General features: G+C 60.6%; 20 protein-coding genes. 10 read left to right on the top strand and 10 right to left on the bottom strand.

Annotated elements, in window-relative coordinates:
• Positions 1 to 1,909, bottom strand: a 1,909-nt coding sequence (gene prsT, locus AC52Q4_RS07445; RefSeq protein ID WP_495536171.1) for an XrtA/PEP-CTERM system TPR-repeat protein PrsT, incomplete at its 3' end; no start/stop codon positions are given.
• A gap of 590 nt (positions 1,910 to 2,499) precedes the next feature.
• Here prsT and AC52Q4_RS07440 point away from each other — a divergent pair.
• Entirely contained in the window at positions 2,500 to 3,117 is a 618-nt protein-coding gene (locus AC52Q4_RS07440) for a DNA-3-methyladenine glycosylase I (RefSeq protein ID WP_495536170.1), read from the top strand.
• A gap of 92 nt (positions 3,118 to 3,209) precedes the next feature.
• On the opposite strand, the gene glpD is transcribed toward AC52Q4_RS07440, so the two are convergent.
• Positions 3,210 to 4,760 (bottom strand): glycerol-3-phosphate dehydrogenase, encoded by a 1,551-nt coding sequence (gene glpD, locus AC52Q4_RS07435; protein WP_495536169.1) that lies wholly within the window; start codon positions 4,758 to 4,760, stop codon positions 3,210 to 3,212.
• A 239-nt stretch (positions 4,761 to 4,999) separates the two neighbouring features.
• Between glpD and AC52Q4_RS07430 the strand changes: the two genes are divergently transcribed.
• Entirely contained in the window at positions 5,000 to 5,347 is a 348-nt protein-coding gene (locus AC52Q4_RS07430) for a PilZ domain-containing protein (protein WP_495536168.1), read from the top strand.
• 271 nt (positions 5,348 to 5,618) lie between these two features.
• On the top strand, positions 5,619 to 6,245 hold the full coding sequence (locus AC52Q4_RS07425; protein ID WP_495536167.1) for an FKBP-type peptidyl-prolyl cis-trans isomerase: 627 nt from the start codon (positions 5,619 to 5,621) through the stop codon (positions 6,243 to 6,245).
• A gap of 269 nt (positions 6,246 to 6,514) precedes the next feature.
• On the opposite strand, the gene AC52Q4_RS07420 is transcribed toward AC52Q4_RS07425, so the two are convergent.
• The 4 genes from AC52Q4_RS07420 to AC52Q4_RS07405 all read right to left on the bottom strand — a co-directional run bounded on the left by AC52Q4_RS07420 (position 6,515) and on the right by AC52Q4_RS07405 (position 8,126).
• On the bottom strand, positions 6,515 to 6,862 hold the full coding sequence (locus tag AC52Q4_RS07420) for a c-type cytochrome (protein ID WP_495536166.1): 348 nt from the start codon (positions 6,860 to 6,862) through the stop codon (positions 6,515 to 6,517).
• Between the two features lie 22 nt (positions 6,863 to 6,884).
• Positions 6,885 to 7,214: a c-type cytochrome gene (locus tag AC52Q4_RS07415; RefSeq protein ID WP_495536165.1), complete on the bottom strand. Its 330-nt coding sequence runs from the start codon at positions 7,212 to 7,214 to the stop codon at positions 6,885 to 6,887.
• Between the two features lie 191 nt (positions 7,215 to 7,405).
• Positions 7,406 to 7,678 (bottom strand): acylphosphatase, encoded by a 273-nt coding sequence (locus tag AC52Q4_RS07410; protein WP_495536164.1) that lies wholly within the window; start codon positions 7,676 to 7,678, stop codon positions 7,406 to 7,408.
• Between the two features lie 112 nt (positions 7,679 to 7,790).
• Positions 7,791 to 8,126 carry a DUF4398 domain-containing protein gene (locus AC52Q4_RS07405; RefSeq protein ID WP_495536163.1) on the bottom strand — a complete coding sequence of 112 codons (336 nt, stop codon included), beginning with the start codon at positions 8,124 to 8,126 and terminating at the stop codon, positions 7,791 to 7,793.
• A gap of 255 nt (positions 8,127 to 8,381) precedes the next feature.
• Here AC52Q4_RS07405 and arsC point away from each other — a divergent pair, with 255 nt between their 5' ends.
• Complete coding sequence (gene arsC, locus AC52Q4_RS07400) at positions 8,382 to 8,729, top strand: arsenate reductase (glutaredoxin) (RefSeq protein ID WP_495536162.1); 348 nt, start codon at positions 8,382 to 8,384, stop codon at positions 8,727 to 8,729.
• A 99-nt stretch (positions 8,730 to 8,828) separates the two neighbouring features.
• Here the strand turns inward: arsC and hda are convergent, their stop codons facing one another.
• Both hda and AC52Q4_RS07390 read right to left on the bottom strand, forming a co-directional pair.
• Positions 8,829 to 9,566 carry a DnaA regulatory inactivator Hda gene (gene hda, locus AC52Q4_RS07395; protein WP_495536161.1) on the bottom strand — a complete coding sequence of 246 codons (738 nt, stop codon included), beginning with the start codon at positions 9,564 to 9,566 and terminating at the stop codon, positions 8,829 to 8,831.
• A 139-nt stretch (positions 9,567 to 9,705) separates the two neighbouring features.
• A complete protein-coding gene (locus tag AC52Q4_RS07390; protein WP_495536160.1) occupies positions 9,706 to 10,812 on the bottom strand; it encodes a DUF8605 domain-containing protein in 1,107 nt (368 codons plus the stop codon).
• A gap of 135 nt (positions 10,813 to 10,947) precedes the next feature.
• On the opposite strand from AC52Q4_RS07390, the gene purM reads away from it, so the two are divergent.
• Both purM and purN read left to right on the top strand, forming a co-directional pair.
• Positions 10,948 to 12,000 carry a phosphoribosylformylglycinamidine cyclo-ligase gene (gene purM, locus AC52Q4_RS07385; RefSeq protein WP_495536159.1) on the top strand — a complete coding sequence of 351 codons (1,053 nt, stop codon included), beginning with the start codon at positions 10,948 to 10,950 and terminating at the stop codon, positions 11,998 to 12,000.
• A 3-nt stretch (positions 12,001 to 12,003) separates the two neighbouring features.
• The gene (purN, locus tag AC52Q4_RS07380; protein WP_495536158.1) at positions 12,004 to 12,675 is read left to right on the top strand and encodes a phosphoribosylglycinamide formyltransferase; all 672 of its coding nucleotides are present in this window, start codon (positions 12,004 to 12,006) and stop codon (positions 12,673 to 12,675) included.
• Between the two features lie 101 nt (positions 12,676 to 12,776).
• Here the strand turns inward: purN and dcd are convergent, their stop codons facing one another.
• Together dcd and apbC are read right to left on the bottom strand one after the other, a co-directional pair.
• Entirely contained in the window at positions 12,777 to 13,340 is a 564-nt protein-coding gene (gene dcd / locus AC52Q4_RS07375; RefSeq protein ID WP_495536157.1) for a dCTP deaminase, read from the bottom strand.
• A 65-nt stretch (positions 13,341 to 13,405) separates the two neighbouring features.
• Positions 13,406 to 14,497: an iron-sulfur cluster carrier protein ApbC gene (gene apbC, locus AC52Q4_RS07370; RefSeq protein ID WP_495536156.1), complete on the bottom strand. Its 1,092-nt coding sequence runs from the start codon at positions 14,495 to 14,497 to the stop codon at positions 13,406 to 13,408.
• Positions 14,498 to 14,679: 182 nt separating this feature from the next.
• On the opposite strand from apbC, the gene AC52Q4_RS07365 reads away from it, so the two are divergent.
• The 4 genes from AC52Q4_RS07365 to metG all read left to right on the top strand — a co-directional run.
• Entirely contained in the window at positions 14,680 to 15,204 is a 525-nt protein-coding gene (locus tag AC52Q4_RS07365) for a shikimate kinase (RefSeq protein WP_495536155.1), read from the top strand.
• Between the two features lie 244 nt (positions 15,205 to 15,448).
• Positions 15,449 to 15,712 carry a CsbD family protein gene (locus tag AC52Q4_RS07360; protein ID WP_495536154.1) on the top strand — a complete coding sequence of 88 codons (264 nt, stop codon included), beginning with the start codon at positions 15,449 to 15,451 and terminating at the stop codon, positions 15,710 to 15,712.
• Positions 15,713 to 16,248: 536 nt separating this feature from the next.
• Positions 16,249 to 16,545: a CsbD family protein gene (locus AC52Q4_RS07355; protein ID WP_495536153.1), complete on the top strand. Its 297-nt coding sequence runs from the start codon at positions 16,249 to 16,251 to the stop codon at positions 16,543 to 16,545.
• A 581-nt stretch (positions 16,546 to 17,126) separates the two neighbouring features.
• Positions 17,127 to 18,490, top strand: a 1,364-nt coding sequence (metG, locus tag AC52Q4_RS07350; RefSeq protein WP_495536152.1) for a methionine--tRNA ligase, incomplete at its 3' end; no start/stop codon positions are given.

The raw sequence follows: 18,490 nt of genomic DNA, 5'->3' as shown, positions 1-18,490 counted from the left end.
ACGCCCGTTGCGCGCCGCTCGGATCACCCGAGAGCATGAGCGCCCTGCCCCGCGCCTCCAGTAAAACCGGCTGCTCCCGGAACTGATCCGCGCTCAATTCCCGGCTCACTTTCAGCACGTCCTCGATACGATCGGCCGCCAGGTATTCCTTTGCCAGCCGCGCGCGCACCGCCAATGCCTTCGGGTTGGCATCCAACGCCCTTTCAAGCACCTCGATGCCGCGCCCCCGCTGACCCAGCCGCGCCTCTATGGTCGCGAGTTGGAGCGTCGCCTCGGCGTCGGCGGGACGGGCTTTCAGATAGGGCTCGAGCAGTGTCCGAGCGCGTTTCAGATCACCCTCATGCGCTGCCACCTTGGCAAGGTTTTTCGTCGCCGAGGGCTCCTGCGGCCTGATCTCCAAAACGCGCTCGAGCTCCGCTTTCGCCTTATCCCACTGGCCCGAGGCAAGGTGGGCGGCTGCCATCAGCTTGAGCGGGTCCACCCTGTCGGGGTATTGCTTATGAAGCTTCGTTGCCCGCTCCAATACCTGCTTTATGTCGCCGTTACGCATTGCCTCCGCCGCCCGGAGAAAACGCCGCGTGTAATCGTCCGCTTTAGCGGGCATCCCGGACTCAACGGCGCTGGAACCCCCGTCAAGCGACTGATGGTCCATCAGCTTCGCCAGCATGAGCACGTTGCTCGCCTGCGGGGACTCCGGGCTCGCAGCCAGGAGTCGCTGCGAATATTCAACGCCCCTTTGGGTGTTTCCCCCGAGGAGGGAGACGGTCGCCAGCATGTGCAGTATTTGCGCGTTGTCGGGTGAGTTCTTAAGCGCGGCCTGGAGAATATCTTCGGCGGCCTTGAACTCCGAGCGCTCGACATGGATGGAGCCCAGCAGCCGCGCCGCCGTCAACGAGCGCGGGGCCTTCGAGAACGCCGATTCCGCCGACTGCAGCGCCTGTTCCGCGTTGCCGAGCATGAGTTGCGTGATTGCCAGATACACCGTGGCCGGCACGAACGACGGCGCGTTCTGATTGCTCATTCGGAAGGCGGTCAACGCCGACTCGTAATCTTTTTGACGGAAGAGATTGATCCCCTCCACGTAACGAACGTACGGATGGTCTTCAAACCCGCGTTTGCGCAATGCCCCGAGGTCAGCCTCGGCCCCTTGATACTCTCCACGACGCAGACGCACCAGTGCCCTTTTGGCCGTATCCAGACTGAGGTACGGCCGCAGCTCAATGGCCTCGCTGAAGGCTTTCTCGGCCTCCTCCAAATGACCGCCCGTCAATTCCAGATCACCCAGCACGCTCGCGGCTTCAGGCGAATCGGGATGCGCCGCCCGCGCCCGCTCCAAAATGCGGCGCGCCTCCGCATACTCCCCACGACTGCCGCGCAGCATGGCGGTACCGACCAACGCCTCGCTAGCGTTCTCATCGAGCGCCAACGCTCGACTCAGCACTTGCTCAGCTTGCTCGAACCGGCGTTTCCGCAAAAACGCCTGGCCTCGCAAGCCGAGAATCGCTGCCTGGTCGGCTTTCGACAGACCGGCGGCGAGCTCGGCGGACTCTGTAATCACACGGTCGGCTTCCCCCCGAAGATATATCGCCTGGATCAGGGTCGGCTGCACTTGCGCCGCAGGGAGCCCGAGCGCCTCAGCCCTTGTGATCTCCTTCTCGGCCTTCGCGCCATCGCCCAGCCTCACCGCCACCCGGGCGAGCAACGATCGCGCCTCGACCGTGTTCGGCTCTCTTTGCAAGGCGTTCGAGAGCTCGATAAAAGCCGCGCGAAGCTTACCCTGATCCAGATACTGCTTGGCCGTGGCGATTTGCTCGGCCGGCGTCGCCCCCGAGCCCCCACAGCCGGTTAACGTGAGCGAAGCACTTAGCGCGAGCGTAACCCAGAACCCCAAACAACGAATGACTCGCATGTCGCTATCGATCTCCATTTCTCGGACTTGTAAGAGGCCGGCTCCGCCGGACCCCGCCGACCGCATCGTCAGAAAACCATGCAGGTTCCACCGCCCTGTCAGTTCCCATGCCGGGCGGGCAATCCCCGTCTGCGACCACCCTGGTGCCCCAGCCGCGAACGAGCATTCGGTTAGTATGGCAAAGTTGCGCGCGGCCCTGAACATTATTGAGAAGATGTCAGGTTGTGGAGGAACCCCGGGGGGCGTTTCCGTGGCGTTCGCTGAAAGGCGAGAACGTTACCGCTCCCGCGCGAGCGATCACCGGTCCTACCGGGACCAATTCGGATGAACGGCCCACCGGGGCGAGGGCAACACCCTTTGCGACTCGAACCAAGGCAATGCGTTGGTTCTTCCAGCGTGGTGAACGGCAAGCCATCCGTTATGCTGACCCGGAAGCTCAACCGACATTGCCATGCGACCCGTCGCGATGGTCTTATGGAGCGGCAGACAAATTGTAAATCCGAGGCGCCCTCTCGCCGGCTTGCCCGGCGACTCACGAAAGCGGGCCGTGGCGGATGACGCTCGCTGATGCAATTGCAGGAGCCCGAGCCATGAGCCAACGCTGTGCCTGGTGTGGCAACGACCCCTTATACCGCGATTACCACGATAATGAATGGGGGATTCCCCTGCACGACGAGCGGGCGCTGTTCGAGCTACTGATACTGGAAGGAATGCAGGCGGGCCTTAGCTGGCTGACCGTGCTGCAAAAGCGGGAGAACTACCGCGCTGCGCTGCAGGGTTTCGAGCCGGCACGCGTGGCTGAATTCAGCGACGCAGAAATTCAGGCGCTTTTCCACAACCCGGGGCTTATCCGTAACAAGCGCAAAATCGAGGCGCTGCGCCCGAACGCTCGCGCATTCCTACGCGTTCAGGAGTCGTTCGGCAGCTTCGATGCCTACCTGTGGCGCTTCGTGGATGGCTGCCCGATCATCAATCACTGGCGTTATCACCTCGAGGTGCCAACCAGCACGGCTCGATCCGACGCGCTGTCGAAGGATCTGAAAGCCCGGGGCTTTCAGTTTGCAGGCAGCACCATTTGCTACGCCTATATGCAGGCGGCCGGCTTGGTCATGGATCACACCACGAACTGCTTCCGCCATCCGGAGCATAGCCTTGCCAATGGCGCTCGAGCGTACCTTGCCGGGCGCAAACCCGGCGAAGCGGGATGATACGTAACGCTCGTCAGTCCTCATGCGAGCCCGCAAACCGCGCCTCTATGCCCCGCGTTAGAAACACGCCACTGGGTTTGCAGGCGATTGATTCACATCTCTTCGATGCGGTTGCGCGCAGCGACGGCCGGGTTGGCGTTTGCGGCGGCCTCGTGCTCGGTTTGGCGGGCGGCAAGCCATAGGGCAACCCGCTCGGCCTGCGCTTTACTCAGATGCAACCCGAGCTTGCTGCGCCGCCAAAGCACGTCCGCGGCGGTAACGGCCCACTCCGCATCGATCAGATAACGCAACTCCGATTCATACAATCCGGCTCCGAAATGCTCGCCGAGTCCGTCGAGCCCGCGTGCACCACCTAAAATCTGGTGCACTCGGGTGCCGTAGCTGCGCGCCAGGCGCTGAGCCAGCGCTTGCGGTAGCCAACGATGGCGCGCGACGAGCCCGCGATAGAATCCGTCGAAGTCGGCATCCGCAATGTCGCCACCCGGCAATGGCGTCCGCCCTGTCCAGTCGGCGGTATCACAATAGAGCACCGAGCTCAGCTTGAGCAGGGCTTCCCTTGCCAAGAGGCGGTAAGTGGTGATCTTCCCGCCGAACACCGAAAGCAACGGCGCCGGCTCGGTGCGCCAATCAACGAGATAATCGCGGCTTGCCGCCGAGGCATCGACCGCGGCACGCTCGTCGTACAGAGACCGCACGCCGCTATAAGCCCAAACGACCTCCGAAGCCCGCACCGGCTCTCGAAAATAGCGGCTCACGGCCCGGCAAAGGTAGTCGATCTCAGCCTCGGTAGGGTGGGCCGCGGCCGGGTCACCCTGGTACGGCGTTTCGGTGGTGCCGATCAGTGTGAAGTCCTGCTCGAAGGGAATCGCAAAAACGATTCGTCCGTCGTCGTTCTGAAAAATGTAGGCATAATCGTGCTCGAAACACTTCGGCACGACGATGTGGCTGCCCTGGACGAGGCGCACCGAATGGTGGCCTCGAACGTGAGCTGCCTCGTCCAGGAACGAGGTGACCCAGGGTCCCGTGGCGTTGACCAAAGCGCGCGCACGCACCTGGCGCTCCCACCCGTTGCCGCACAACAGGGCATACCATTCGCGACTTCGCGCATGCGCCTCAACGCAGCGCGTCCGCAGCAGCACCGTCGCGCCGCGCTGCGCGGCGTCCATAGCATTAAGGAGCACCAGGCGCGCGTCCTGCACGCGACAGTCCCAGTAGCTGAACCCCTTGACCAAGCTCGGGTCCAGCACGCGTCCGGCGGCGTGCCAACGCAGCTTGATTGCCGCGGAGGGCGGAAGCAGCTTGCGCTCGCCGAGACGGTCATAGAGCAGCAGGCCGGCGCGGATCATCCAGCTGGGGCGTTGCGAGGCGTTGTGCGGCATGACGAACTGCAGCGGCGAGATAATGTGTGGAGCGATCCGCAGCAGTACCTCGCGCTCCCGCAGCGCCTTCGTTACCAGATTGAATTCGTAGTACTGAAGGTAGCGCAGCCCCCCGTGAATAAGCTTGGTGCTCGCCGATGAGGTATAGCCCGCCAGATCGCCCTGCTCGCAGAGCAATACGCGCAAACCGCGCCCTGCGGCGTCACGAGCGATACCGGCCCCGTTGATACCACCACCGACGACTAGAAGGTCGTATGTCTCCACACCGCTTACGCTGATCGCTCCGGCCAGAGCCTTTCCCGGGATGAGCCTGCCCCGATCGGAATCAGGCCACAAGGCCCAGCCTGTGGTATTCTCAACTATCCTACGAATGACTTGTCTTGCGCGCCGATAGATGACAGTTCAGTTTCAGGAGTCAGAAATCGGCATAGCGGCTATATAGACAAAGCACACCCGGCAAATCATAGTTTAGTTAAACTTATTTTTGTATGGCCGGAGGCGCCATGAAGGATGCACGTAGAAGACCGCGTGATGTCGTCGATAAGTTTCTGCCGGTACATCACCGTGAAACAGAAGAGCTGATCGGGTACTTGACTGACGTGACAGTCGACGGCGGCATGTTGGAGACGGTCGACCCGGTGGGAGAGGAATTCTTCCCCCTGCGCATCGAGCTCGCCGACGAGATTAACGGCAGTCGCCATATAGACGTTGATGCGCGCTGCGTTTGGACACGTAAAGATCGCAACGCGATTTTTCACAATTCCGGGTTTGAGTTTCAAGACATCTCTCCAGAAGCACGCAGCCGGATCGCCGAGCTTGCCGAACGGTACCGCCTGAACATCTCGAAATAAATCCACACCCGCAGCCGCGACGAGGCCGCAGCTAGACAAAGCCGGAGCGCAGCGGCCCGGATTGCGCCTTTACCGTCATTCGCTGGATCACACCTCGATGCGTGCGTGACCGGGCGCGCTAAGCGGACAATGGCGCGCATCAGCCGGCTCATGTCCTCGCCGCAACCGCGCGGACAGCCCGCAAGGCCTTGCCCGGTGCGTGCTTGGGATCATTGAGGGTGAAGGGTATACTCTGCGGTCATCGCTATATAAAGCCAATCTGAGGTTAGATATGCGAATTGCCAAAGGCAAGGTCGTGACAATCAATTATACGCTGCGCACAAACGGGGTGATCCGCTACATCACTCCGGAGGACAAACCCATGGAATACCTCCATGGCGCGGGCAATATCATCCCCGGCTTGGAGAAAGCACTGGAGGGCAAGACTGACGGCGACCAATTCGACATAACCGTCCCGCCGGAGGAGGGCTACGGCGAGCGCGATGAAAACCTGCAACAGAAGGTGACGGCCGAGATTTTCAAGGGCATTGAACAAATCGAGGCCGGGATGCAATTTCAGGCGCAAAGCGAGGACAAAAAGCGTCTCGAGACGGTCACCATCATCGAGGTTGACGAGGAGGAGCAGACCATCACGCTGGACACCAACCACCCGTTGGCTGGCCAAACGCTGGAATTTACGGGCACCGTGAACAAAGTCCGCGACGCCACGGAAAACGAGTTAGAGCGCGGCTACGTGGCACCCCCGCGCAGAGCGAAACGGACGCGTTATAGCCCGCCCGAGGCCGCCACGCACGACCATGATCACAGCCACGACCACGACCACGACCACGACCACGACCACGACCACGACCACGACCATGGTCACAGCCATGATCATGGACATGGCCATGAGCACTGAGTTTTGCGTCAAGCGACACTATAAAATTTGTCGCGCTCAGCATCGGTTGCACACGGTACGCAGCCACTCCGCGGCCAAATTAATTTGGACGACAGCGGAAGGCCAGACGAGAAACAATCATATTGCTTTCGGTCTTTTCCCCTTTAGATGAGCGCGGATAAAAAAAGGGGCGCCCCCGAGAGAGCGCCCCTTTTTTTGATTTGCAGCAAATCTTTTTTCTCGGTCTCTATGCGAGATTTGCTGCGCTTGCGCAACAGATGATCTCTATCTCACTCACCCAAAACGCTAAGCGAGCTCCGCTGTTTGGAGAGATACGCTGCAATGTCGTACATATCGGCTTCCGAGAGACCACCCGCCATTCCCGACATCACGGGATTCTTGCGCTTGCCCTCCTTGTACCCCTTGAGGGCATGGACCAAGTAGTCCGAGTACTGGCCAGCCAGGATGGGAAAGGTTGGAGCATTGCTGCGCCCACCCTTGCCATGGCAATTGGTGCACCCTTTCTGTTGGTATTTCTGGCCACCTGCGTCGGCATCACCATATTCAATGGCGAAAGCCTGGGCAGAGAAGAGCACGCAAAAGAGGAGGCCGAGCGAATAAACAAGTCCACGCTTCATAGTCTTACTACTCCCCAAATCGTTATCGGCTCGACGTCCCGGCCTGAGACATATAGGCCGCGATGTCCTCCATATCCTGCGTGCTCAACTTTTTCGCTTGGGCACGCATCGTCGGATTCTCGCGGTCTTCGTTCTTGTATTCCTGAAGCGCAGAGACAATGTACGCAGCATGCTGCCCGCCCACGCGTGGCACGTGGTAAGTCGGTGGGCCCGGGTAACGATAGCCCGGTACAGCATGGCAGCCCAAACAAGTCTGTGCTTTCTGCCGACCCTTCGCCGGATTACCTGCGGCTTGTACCGCAGTGGCCGCTGCGATCATCAAGCCAAGAAAGATCAAAAGCTTCGCTCTCATGGTTCCCTCGTAAAACCTCTGGAGGACCAAAATTACCGACGAAAAATAGCACCCCCATCCCGAACACGCTGGCCGGCCGTCGGGCACTAAATCATGCTCGCCGCGTAACGCCATCCTCGATGATAACATATTTTTTGGGTTAAGTAAATGCACTAGGCCGATTTTGAGTACAATTTATTCCTAGTCAAGCTTCAATCAATGGCAAATCCCTGCCCAGGCGGCTCCGCTGCGGTTTCGACCTCCAAACCCGTAACCAGGGACTGTGGCGGCCCCTGCCGAAGCCACGCAATCAACACATCAATTGCTGCCGGCTCACCACACGCTAATACTTCCACCCGCCCGTCCGGAAGATTCCGGGCATAGCCGCGCAGACCCAGCTCAAGCGCCTGCTCACGAGCGCTGGCCCGATAGAAAACACCCTGTACCTTTCCGGAGACGTAACAGCGGATACACCGTGTACTCATGGCCGACACGCGATGATCCCATATGAATTGCGCGAAGACTATCGGAGTTTCTTAGTTATATTGCAACCAATATCGTGCCCCACGAGAGGGCGATTCGCTCCGCCTCGTGCCGCTAGGGCGGTTGTTGCACCGCCAACGCCGCTTTGCGTGCGGCGATTGCCTGCGCCCGGGCCGCAAGGGCGGCGCGGCGCGCCTTTTGATACTCACCCCGATACAAGCTCAGCATGGCCTGCTCCATCAGGCTCTGCGCTTGCCGGAACCGCTCGGACGAATAGTGCGGACTTCCCGCCGCGCGAGCCGCCTCAATGGCTTGGCGCGCGTCGCTCATTTCCTGCACCGGTGCCTCCTCAGACTCCTTCGCCGGCGTGGCACAGCCAGCCGCCCAAAGGACCGCGGCCGCCGTTGCAGCAAGCAGGACGCCCCGCACCGCCCCCCTTTCCTTACTCATGCACCGCAACCGCACTCTCTGAGTTGATCGTTTACCCGGCATTCCACGGCAAAACGCCATTCCGCCGCCATTCTAGTCCAAGCTGCACTCTTTGTGACAGCGCTGCGTCCCTCTTTGCTCCCCCGAGTCCTGCCGGTAGCGAAAGCGTTCGGGGTCTCCGCCCGAACCCGGACCGGCAAATAGGCGTTCGCTTCGCGAAAGCGGTATCATCTCGGTCCGGCACGTATCAGATTCGCCGGGTTCTCGGAGGTACTTATGGTCGCGCGCATTTATCACAATCCCAACTGCTCGAAATCTCGTGCCACACTCGAGTTGCTTCGGGCACGTGGCATCGAGCCTGAAATCATCGAATACCTGAAAACCCCGCCCACCGAGGCGGAACTCGAGGAAATACTCGCCGGCCTGGGCTTCTCCCCACGCGAGTTGATGCGCCGCAATGAGCCCGAATACCGCGACAAAGACCTGAATCGTGACTCGTTGACACGCGAAGAGCTCATCCGAGCGATGATTCAATACCCCCGATTGATCGAGCGCCCAATCGTGGTGAGCAATGGGAAAGTGGCAATTGGCCGCCCACCGGAAGCCGTTCTCGAAGTCCTGTAAGGACCACGCCACGCGGCGGCGCCCCCTTTGCTCGTTGACTAGAATCATTCAGCGCAATCAGCGGCTGCCTCGCGCAGCCGCCTGCGTCATTGCCTGGCACTAATCGCTACCGGCTCTGGCAGCCAGCACTTTCTTGAGAAACGGCACTGTGAGGCGGCGCTGTGCGCGCAGCGATGCCGAATCGAGTTCGTCGAGCAAGCGCAGTAAATGACCCGTGTCGCGACGGCAATGATTGAGCAAGTAGTGCGCCGCCTCCTTAGGCAGCTCCAGCCCACGGCTTTGCGCACGCCAGCACAGGGCCAGCACATTGCCTTCGTCCCCGAGCTTCTCAAGGCGAAGAATCAAGCCCGATTGCAGGCGCGAGATAAGATCGGGCAAGGTGAGGCCCAATCCGGCCGGCCGACGCGGTGCCGCCATGAGCAGCTCGCGGCCCGCCTCTTGGAGCCGATTGAACAGATGAAAGACCGCGTGCTGCCACTCGATCGCCTCCGCCAAGCGGTCCAAATCGTCGAGTGCCGCCACATCGACACCCTCCAATCCCTGCAAGAGCTGAGGGGAAAGGCTCATCATCTGAGCAAGAGGAAGATAAGCCACGGACAAACCTTGAGCGGCGGCTTCGCTGCAAGCCGCCTGCAACAAGTGCGACTTACCCACGCCAGATTCGCCGTAGAGATAAATCAGGCGCCGATGACCGCCCGTGGCGCTGCGTTGCATCGCCGCTAGCGCCTCGGCGTTTGGGCCGGCGACGAACCCCGTGAAATCGGAACGTTCATCCCATTTGAAATCCAGGGCCAATTGCTGGCCACAGCCCTGCCCGCTGCTTCCTGTTCCCGTCATCGCAACCATGGTTCGATCATTGGAGCCCACCCGACTGGCGCGTCTTCTCTCGCCTCGCCTCGACTCACCTCATCGCGCTCCCATGAGGCCCGTCATCGCATTTCTCCTAGCCTGCCAGAGCGAGGCTGTCAGCCGCGATTCACCTGCTCAATCGATAGGTCGGCTCACTGTCAGCCGGCGCCGCGCCGTCTGCGCCGTACTCATCGGAGCCGGTTACGGCCCGTGTCGCGACCGGCTCCAACCGTGGATGGCGACGCAATGCCTGCTCGAGACGATTGCGGGCACCATTCAACGAGAGCTGCATTCCTACCCAATCCGGGCCGGTACGGAGCAAGCGGGCGGCAGCCACTCCGGGCAGCTTCGATAACAACTGCTCGAGCGCAGCGAACCGCTCCAGCGAGTCGATCCCGCCAATCCGGATACGCATCTGGGTGGAGGCGTCCAGATCCGGTACGGCTGCAAAGCTTGGGCGCAGACCGGCTGCCAGTGTCTGCGCCCCTTGCTTCAACGCCTCCTCAAGGCCGGCGCCCCCGCTTTGCCAGCGAGTATGGGCGCCTTCGTGGTGCAGCAACCAGCGCGCATGCCAACCGGTGTCATTCGGTGCGACCCGCAACATCAATACCCAATCGGTCGCATAGCGGCGTGAAGCCTTCAGCACGGGCTCGCTGAATCCCCCGGCGACATCGCTGTATTGCACGCCCTGGCGGTCTTCGAGATCCAACATTGGAAAGATGACGGGTATGCCAAGCTGCATAACGGCCAGACGCAGCGCCTCGAGGGGCTGACGGTACGCTCCCGCCGCGTTGATCAGCGCGCGTTCCTTTCCGGAGTCGAATGCAAACCAGACCAGCACCGGTGGCCGATCCGTCTGCCAAATGGGGATTTGCCGCTGGGTTAAGGCGCGACGCAGATTCTGCGCGTCGAAACGTGCAACCAGCTCGAGTCCACCGCCTTCACCGCCCTCGTAGTAGAATTGTTGTAAATGTTGCTGGGGATTCGCAATCAACTCGCTCACCGCGGCCGCGCGGGCGATATCCGCACGTCCACTCAATCGCATCAAAACCTGCGTGATTGCGGTTTGAAGCGCATCTTCACGGGCATCAGCACTTTGATCGGCCACTGGTACGCGCGCCGCGAGCAGACCCTGCCCAATCGCCGTACGCGTTGTTCCCGCATACAGAAAAACCAGGGCAAAGCTTAGTATGAGCGCCCTCGCCGCGGGACCGGCCTCGATCCACCTGCACATATCTATTCGTCACACTCCGCCGAGGCTCGTTTGGCACCGATTACGTTAGCACGAACGCCGTATGCGATCGCGGCGCGGCATTTATATTGCTAAAAGCGCAGATTATCATGACCGCTTTTGCGGAGGAGGCGTGGCGTGGCTGATGATGAATCTCGAACACGCTTTACGTATCGGGACGCCGGGGTGGATATCGACGCCGGCGCGCAGCTCGTGGAACGCATCAAACCGGATGTTGCAACCACCACGCGCCCTGAGGTATTGAGCGGACTCGGCGGATTCGGCGGGCTCTTTGAGCTGCCCATGCAGCGCTACCGCAACCCGGTGTTGGTCTGCGGCACTGACGGGGTCGGCACCAAGCTGGAACTGGCGATCGCAACCGACCGCCATGAAGCGATTGGCGTCGACCTCGTGGCCATGTGCGTCAACGACATTCTCGTCACGGGCGCCGAACCGTTGTTTTTCCTCGATTATTTCGCAACTGGCCGACTCGATCTGGCGGTCGCCCAACGGGTGATCGGGGGCATTGCCCGGGGATGTCGCGAAGCCGGTGCCGCGCTCATCGGCGGTGAGACCGCGGAGATGCCCGGCATTTACACGGGCAAGCACTATGATCTGGCGGGCTTTGGGGTGGGTATCGTGGAAAAGGCGGCCATCATTGATGGCAGCCGTGTCCAGCCGGGTGATGCGCTGATCGGAATCGCCTCCAGCGGCCCGCATTCCAACGGCTACTCGCTGGCTCGCCACATTCTCAAAACCCGCGGGATCACGCTCACCACCGAGTTCGATGACCAAGGCCTGGCGGAGCGGCTGATGGCCCCGACCCGCATCTACGCCCGCGCCGTACGCTCGCTGCTCGCGGAGGTGGAGATTCGCTCGCTCTGCCATATCACCGGCGGCGGGCTGCTGGAGAATCTACCGCGCGTTCTGCCGCCTAAGACCGAGGCACGGATCGATGCTCGCTCCTGGGAGTGGCCCGAGATCTTCAGCTGGCTGCAGCGCGAGGGAAACATCGATCGCCAGGAGATGTACCGAGTCTTCAATTGCGGAGTCGGCATGGTGGCTGCGCTCGCACCGCAGCACGTCGATCACGCCCTGCGGATATTGCACGGCGTCGGCGAGAGCGCCTGGTGGCTCGGCGAGGTGTCCCCAGGGTCCACCGACAAGCCACTGGTGCGGATCGAGGAGTAGGCAATGCTTGGCGTACCGCTGCGCGTTGTCGTGCTGATCTCCGGCCATGGCAGCAATCTCCAGGCTTTGATCGACGGCCAACGCCAAGGGCGACTGCCGATCGACATCCAGGCTGTGATCAGCACTCGCGCCGACGCCTATGGACTCGTCCGCGCCGAACGGGCCGGAATCCAGCACGAAACGCTCTCGCACCGGGATTTCGCCAGCCGGGAGCACTACGACGTTGCCTTGCGTGGACGCGTGCAGCGCTACCGTGCCGATTTGGTGATCATGGCCGGCTTTATGCGGATCCTAACGTCCGCGTTCCTTTGCGCCTTCGAGGGACGTCTCGTCAACATTCACCCTTCGCTGCTGCCCGACTTGCGCGGCTTGCACACTCACGAACGGGCACTGCAAGCGGGTTTCAGCGAGCACGGTTGCAGTGTGCATTATGTGATACCGGCGCTCGATGCCGGGCCCGTCATCGTCCAGGCTCGGGTACCCATAAAAGCGGATGATAGCCCCGATTCGCTGCAGCAACGGGTTCAGCACCAGGAATACCGAATCTATCCGCTCGCCGTACGCTGGATCGCCGAGGGGCGGGTCGCAATGCGAGACGGCGCGGTATGGTATCGAGGGCAACGTCAAGAGCGACCGCTGGTGGTATCCGAGGATGATGAATTGGAAACGCTTTAGCCAATGAACTTCCCCGGCCGCGGGCCAGCCGATGAGCCGCGGTGGGGGGCCGGCGTCGCGTCTCACGCACACCCCGAGCGAGAAGCGCGTTTCGCTCGCGGTCAGGGGCGTGGCAGGGTAACGCCGCGCTGGCCCATGTATTTCCCGCTGCGATCCCTGTAGGAGCGCTCACAAACCTCATCGGATTCCAGGAACAGCATCTGCGCCACGCCCTCGTGCGCGTAGATTTTCGCTGGCAACGGCGTCGTGTTCGAGAATTCCAACGTAACGTGGCCCTCCCATTCAGGCTCGAGCTGTGTCACGTTGACGATGATTCCGCAGCGGGCATAGGTGGACTTGCCCAGACAGATCGTAAGGACACTGCGTGGAATGCGCAGAAATTCGATCGTGCGGGCCAATGCGAAGGAATTGGGCGGAATGATGCAAACATCCGCCTTGACGTCCACGAAGCTCGACTCGTCGAAGCGCTTGGGATCAACAATCGCCGAGTTGATGTTGGTAAAAATCTTGAACTCATCGGCGCACCGCACATCGTAGCCGTAGCTCGAGGTGCCATAGGAAATCAGCCTGCCTGCCGGCGTTTGCCGGACTTGTTCCGGCTCAAACGGCTCAATCATGCCTTCCAACGCCATGCGCCGGATCCAGCTGTCGGGTTTGATACTCATCCGTAGACTTGCCTCGGAGTGTCTGCGCGAGGGTTTTTTTCATGCACCAAGACCACCCCGTGGATTCAGTCTTCCACTACGATCCGGGGGAATGGGCTCGATCTCGCCGCAGCGAGTCTAGAGAGCTTTGCCGCCGTGCGTAAAGCCGCTTGTCGATAGAGGTCGGCGATGCGACCGTCGGGCTGTGCGACCACGCTCGGGCGGCCATTATCGGCGTGCTCCCGGATCCCGCTGTCCAGCGGCAACGCACCGAGCAAATTGACGCCTTCCTGCTCGGCCAGACGTTTGCCGCCGCCCTCGCCGAAGATATGCTCCTCATGACCGCACTGGCTGCACACATGCAGGCTCATATTCTCGAGCACGCCGAGCACGGGCACATTGACCTTCTGGAACATGCGAATCCCCTTGCGGGCATCGAGCGTTGCGATCTCCTGTGGGGTCGTCACCACTACGGCGCCGGCGACGGGCACGCGCTGCGCGAGCGTGAGCTGAATATCACCCGTACCCGGCGGCAGATCCACGATGAGGTAATCGAGATCCTGCCATTGCGTCTCGTTGAGCAACTGGGTCAACGCCTGGGTGACCATAGGGCCGCGCCAGACCATCGGCGACTCCTCTTCGATGAGAAAGCCAATGGACATGACCTGAACCCCATAACTTTCCAGCGGCGTAATGTGCTTGCCGTCGGGGCTCTCGGGGCGCCGACCGACTACCCCCATCATGCGGGGCTGACTTGGACCGTAGATATCGGCATCGAGCACGCCAACCCGGGCACCTTCGCCGGCCAGCGCCAAGGCGAGGTTCGCCGCGACAGTCGATTTGCCGACCCCGCCCTTGGCAGAGGCGACCGCGATGATGTTGCGCACGTTCTCCAGCGGCTTCAACTTCGCCTGCACCGCGCGGGAGGTGATCCGCCAGCGGATCTCGACATCGATGGTTGCGTCGGGGAAGGCCGCGGCCAGCGCAGCTGCCAAGGCTTCATGCAGCTGCAAGCGGTAACGCTCGGCCGGAAAGCCCAAACGCACAACAATGCGAACGTGGCTATCCTCGATGGCGATCTCCTCGACCGCCCCGGCCGTGAGCAGGTCCGTCTCCGAGTAAGGCTCGGTCCACCGCGCTATCGCCTGCTCGATCGCCGTGCGGTCTATCTCGGCCATGACTGTGCTCCTTCTAGACACGATCACCCGTTTATCGCCTAGATTCTAACGCCGCAAAGAATCCAAAAAATACAGGCGCATTACACCGAGGCGATAGCGCACGCCCAGTTGCGCTTCGTCGGCATTTCTGGCGCTATTGCGCGTTGGCACACCACCAGCGCAGCAGCTCATGGGGGACCTCCATGGCCGATGACCGCGACAACATCGTGCTGATTGGCATGCCCGGTGCCGGCAAAAGCACGATCGGCGTTTTGCTGGCCAAGCAGCTTGCCAAGAATTTCGTCGACACCGACGTCGTCATTCAAAGCGCCGAGGGGCGTACCCTGCAGGAGATCGTTGACCAAGAGGGGCACCTGACTCTGCGCGCCATCGAGGAGCGCGAGCTATCGCAACTCGCGTTGCGCCATCACGTCATCGCGACCGGAGGCAGTGCCGCCTACAGCGAACGGGCCATGGCCGCGTTGCGCCGGCACGGGATCATCGTCTATCTCAAGGTCGATTTTTCGACGCTGACGCGCCGCGTGACCAATCTCAGCAGCCGCGGAATCGCCAAGGCGGCGCACCAGACGCTCGCCGACGTCTTCGCCGAGCGCATCCCCCTCTACGAGCAACACGCCGATATCGTCATCGACTGCAACCGCTTGACACAGGAGCAGGTCGTAGAGTGCATCTGCGCGGCAGTCAACGACTCAACGTATCGGCAGTAACGGGTTTGCGCCCTGACCACCGCGGAGCGTAGCTCATGCTGCTCGGGGCGCCCTGCGCGACATCGTGGAAAGTGCCCCGTCTGCCGCTTGCGCGGCGCAGCGGAACCATGGATGCCTCCCCAGCCCCAGGAAAAAATGAATCTGAAAACTATACTTGGGGACGTGTACGGATACTACGGTAGTAGGGACAAGGATTGCCTAGGGTGCTTTCTGACCGATCCATGTGAGCATGGCGGAGGCCACTATGTACAAGGATCAGATAACAGGCAACTGGCATATCTTCAAGGGCAAGATGAGGCAGCGCTGGGGAGAGTTCACCAACGAGGATTTGGATCATATCGTCGGCGGGTTTGAGGAAGAGCTCTCCGGAAAGATCCAGACGATCTATGGCATCAGCAAGAAAGAGGCGGATCGGGAGATCAAGGAATGGTTAATGAGTGATCATGATCCGCATCTCTGGAGCAGCAGTGCAGCGAGCGGGGGTGCCGGCGGAGGATCGAGTGTTTGACTCTTTAGCCAAAAACAGCACAGCAGTAAGCTCACAATAATGTTGAGTGGACACAGGCAAAGTTTCTCTTGCCTTGGCGGGTGGGGGAAAATTTTCGTAGTAGTTGAGTCGCCCCCACCCGAACAAGGCTTGCGGATGCATCCCCGTGCAAGCCGAGGCCGGCAGGTGTATCGCCGCGGCACGTAAAAATTCGCGCATTGCGAGGCCCGTCACTGTTTCTCGCCCACCATCGGCCCGTTTTTTTACAGGTGGATTGTCATTTGGCCTCCTTCACGGGCGAATGTGCCAGGGGCGCAGCGCACAAGTAGGCAATACGCTCGCGCATCCGCCAGTATCGACTGGCATACCGCTGCTTACGGCAAGCCGTCGTCATCTCTGTCCCCACGTTCGTTCACGAACTTCCCGCGAATCGACGCAGGACGCCCTGCCAGGAAAATAACGCTATTGACACTATAATTTCAGTGTGTAGGAGCCACTAAGGAGCCTATCACCACTCTGTTTTCCGGTCGATCCATGCGAGCATGGTGGAGGCGGAAATGCCGCACATACACAGAGACGAGATGATGTACCGCGATCAAGTCAGCGACAGCTGGCACAGAATGAGCGGCAATTGGCATATCTTCAAGGGTAGGCTGCGCCAGCGCTGGGGCGAGTTCACCCATGAGGATCTGGATCATTTGGCGGGAGGATTTTACGAGGAACTCGCCGGAAAAATTCAGAAAGTCTACGGGATCAGCAAGGAAGAGGCGGATCAACAGATCAAGGAATGGCTCATGACGGATCATGACCCGCACTTCTGGAGCACCAGCGGAAGCGATTACTCTGACATCTGACCTTTCGGGAGAGCAAGCTCTCAAATGCCTAGCGCTTTCGGCGTTACGCTAATTTTCACGATGTCGGGAAAGGGAACATGCAAACGCCACTTTTCATTCGCGCGACGAGCACATCGGCGCCATGGGAGTCGCGTCCGGTGATTTGAGCGCTAGTGTCAAACGGCTCTTGCGGAGCGGGTGGGGGCTTAGAAATTCCTTCGAACGAAGAACCCCCACCCAAGGCAGGCATTCCCGAACTCGCCTTCCTTGTCTTCACCCGCAAAGACAGACACTCGTGGCACGACAGGTCGGTGCGCGAGATAGCGCGCCACTCTCACGGAGGCAGCCGCCGATCTGCTCGGCAGACCCATCCCCTAGCGACCCTGGCATGTCATCGGCTAGCGCTCCCACCTCGAATGTCACAGCGGGAAGATCGCCTCAGAGTGCTTCCGTGCGCCGTTGTGCGCCAGCCACGCTCCGGCGTTGATCCGCTCTGCCGAAGGCCGCCAAAAGCGATCCGTTTTCGGTAAGGACCGGCTGGATCTGGCATAATTGATTGATTGCTTGCTTGCCAATTGAGCAACGCCGGACCGGCTGCGACTATGACGCGAAAAATATTGGTCACAAGCGCCCTGCCGTATGCGAATGGGCCGATCCATCTCGGTCATCTGGTCGAGTACATCCAAACGGACATCTGGGTTCGTTTTCAGAGACTGCAGGGTAACGAGTGCTACTACGTCTGCGCCGACGACGCTCACGGCACGCCCATCATGCTCAAGGCGCGCGAGCAGGGCATCACTCCCGAGGAGCTGATCGAACGCTTCGGCACGGAACACCGCAGGGATTTCACGGATTTTCTGATCGAGTTCGACAACTATTATACGACGCACTCCGCAGAGAACCGATACTTCGCCACCTTGATCTACGAGCGCCTGCGCGATGCCGGGCACATCGAACGACGCGAAATCACCCAAGCCTATGACTCGCAGATGGACATGTTCCTGCCGGATCGCTACATCCGGGGCACGTGTCCTCGTTGTGCGGCGCCGGATCAATACGGTGACAACTGCGAGGTTTGCGGTGCCAGCTACTCCCCCGGCGAGCTCAAGGATCCGGTTTCCGTGATTTCCGGCGCGCGCCCGACCGAACGGAGCTCGGAGCACTTCTTTTTCCGGCTCCAGGATTTTGAGGGCATGTTACGCGAATGGACCAGTCCGGGGCACACGCAGGAAGAGGTCGCCAACAAACTCAAGGAGTGGTTCGAGGAAGGCTTGAAATCCTGGGATATTTCCCGAGACGCGCCCTACTTTGGCTTCGAGATTCCCGATGCCCCTAACAAGTACTTCTATGTCTGGCTCGATGCCCCGATTGGCTACATGGCGAGCTTCAAGAATTTCTGCGACCGTGCCGATCTCGATTTCGACGCCTTTTGGCGAGCCGACTCGGAAACCGAGCTTTATCATTTCATCGGCAAGGATATCGTCTACTTCCATGCTTTATTCTGGCCCGCCATGCTCGAGGGCTCCGGCTTCCGCAAGCCGACCCGCCTGTTCGCGCACGGCTTCCTCACCGTCAATGGCCAGAAGATGTCAAAGTCGCGCGGCACCTTCATCACTGCCCGCACCTATCTGCGCCACCTCAAGGCCGAATACCTGCGTTACTACTTCGCGGCGAAACTGGGAAGCGGTGTCCACGATCTCGATTTGAACCTGGAGGATTTCGCGCAGCGGGTGAACGCCGATCTGGTCGGTAAGCTGGTCAACATTGCGAGCCGCTGCGCGGGTTTCATCGAAAAGCGCTTTGCGGGGGAGTTGTCTGAAACGCTTGCTGCTCCGGCACTGTACCGCAAGTTCACGGCGCGAGGGGCGCAAATCGCCGAGCTCTACGAGAAGCGCGAGTACGCGCGGGTCGTACGCGAGATCATGGCGCTTGCCGACGAGGCCAACCAATACATCGACCAGCAAAA

Source organism: Nitrococcus sp. (genome assembly GCF_059432795.1).
Note: the sequence above shows the minus strand (reverse complement) of the source record. Positions and strands in the feature narration are given on the sequence as shown.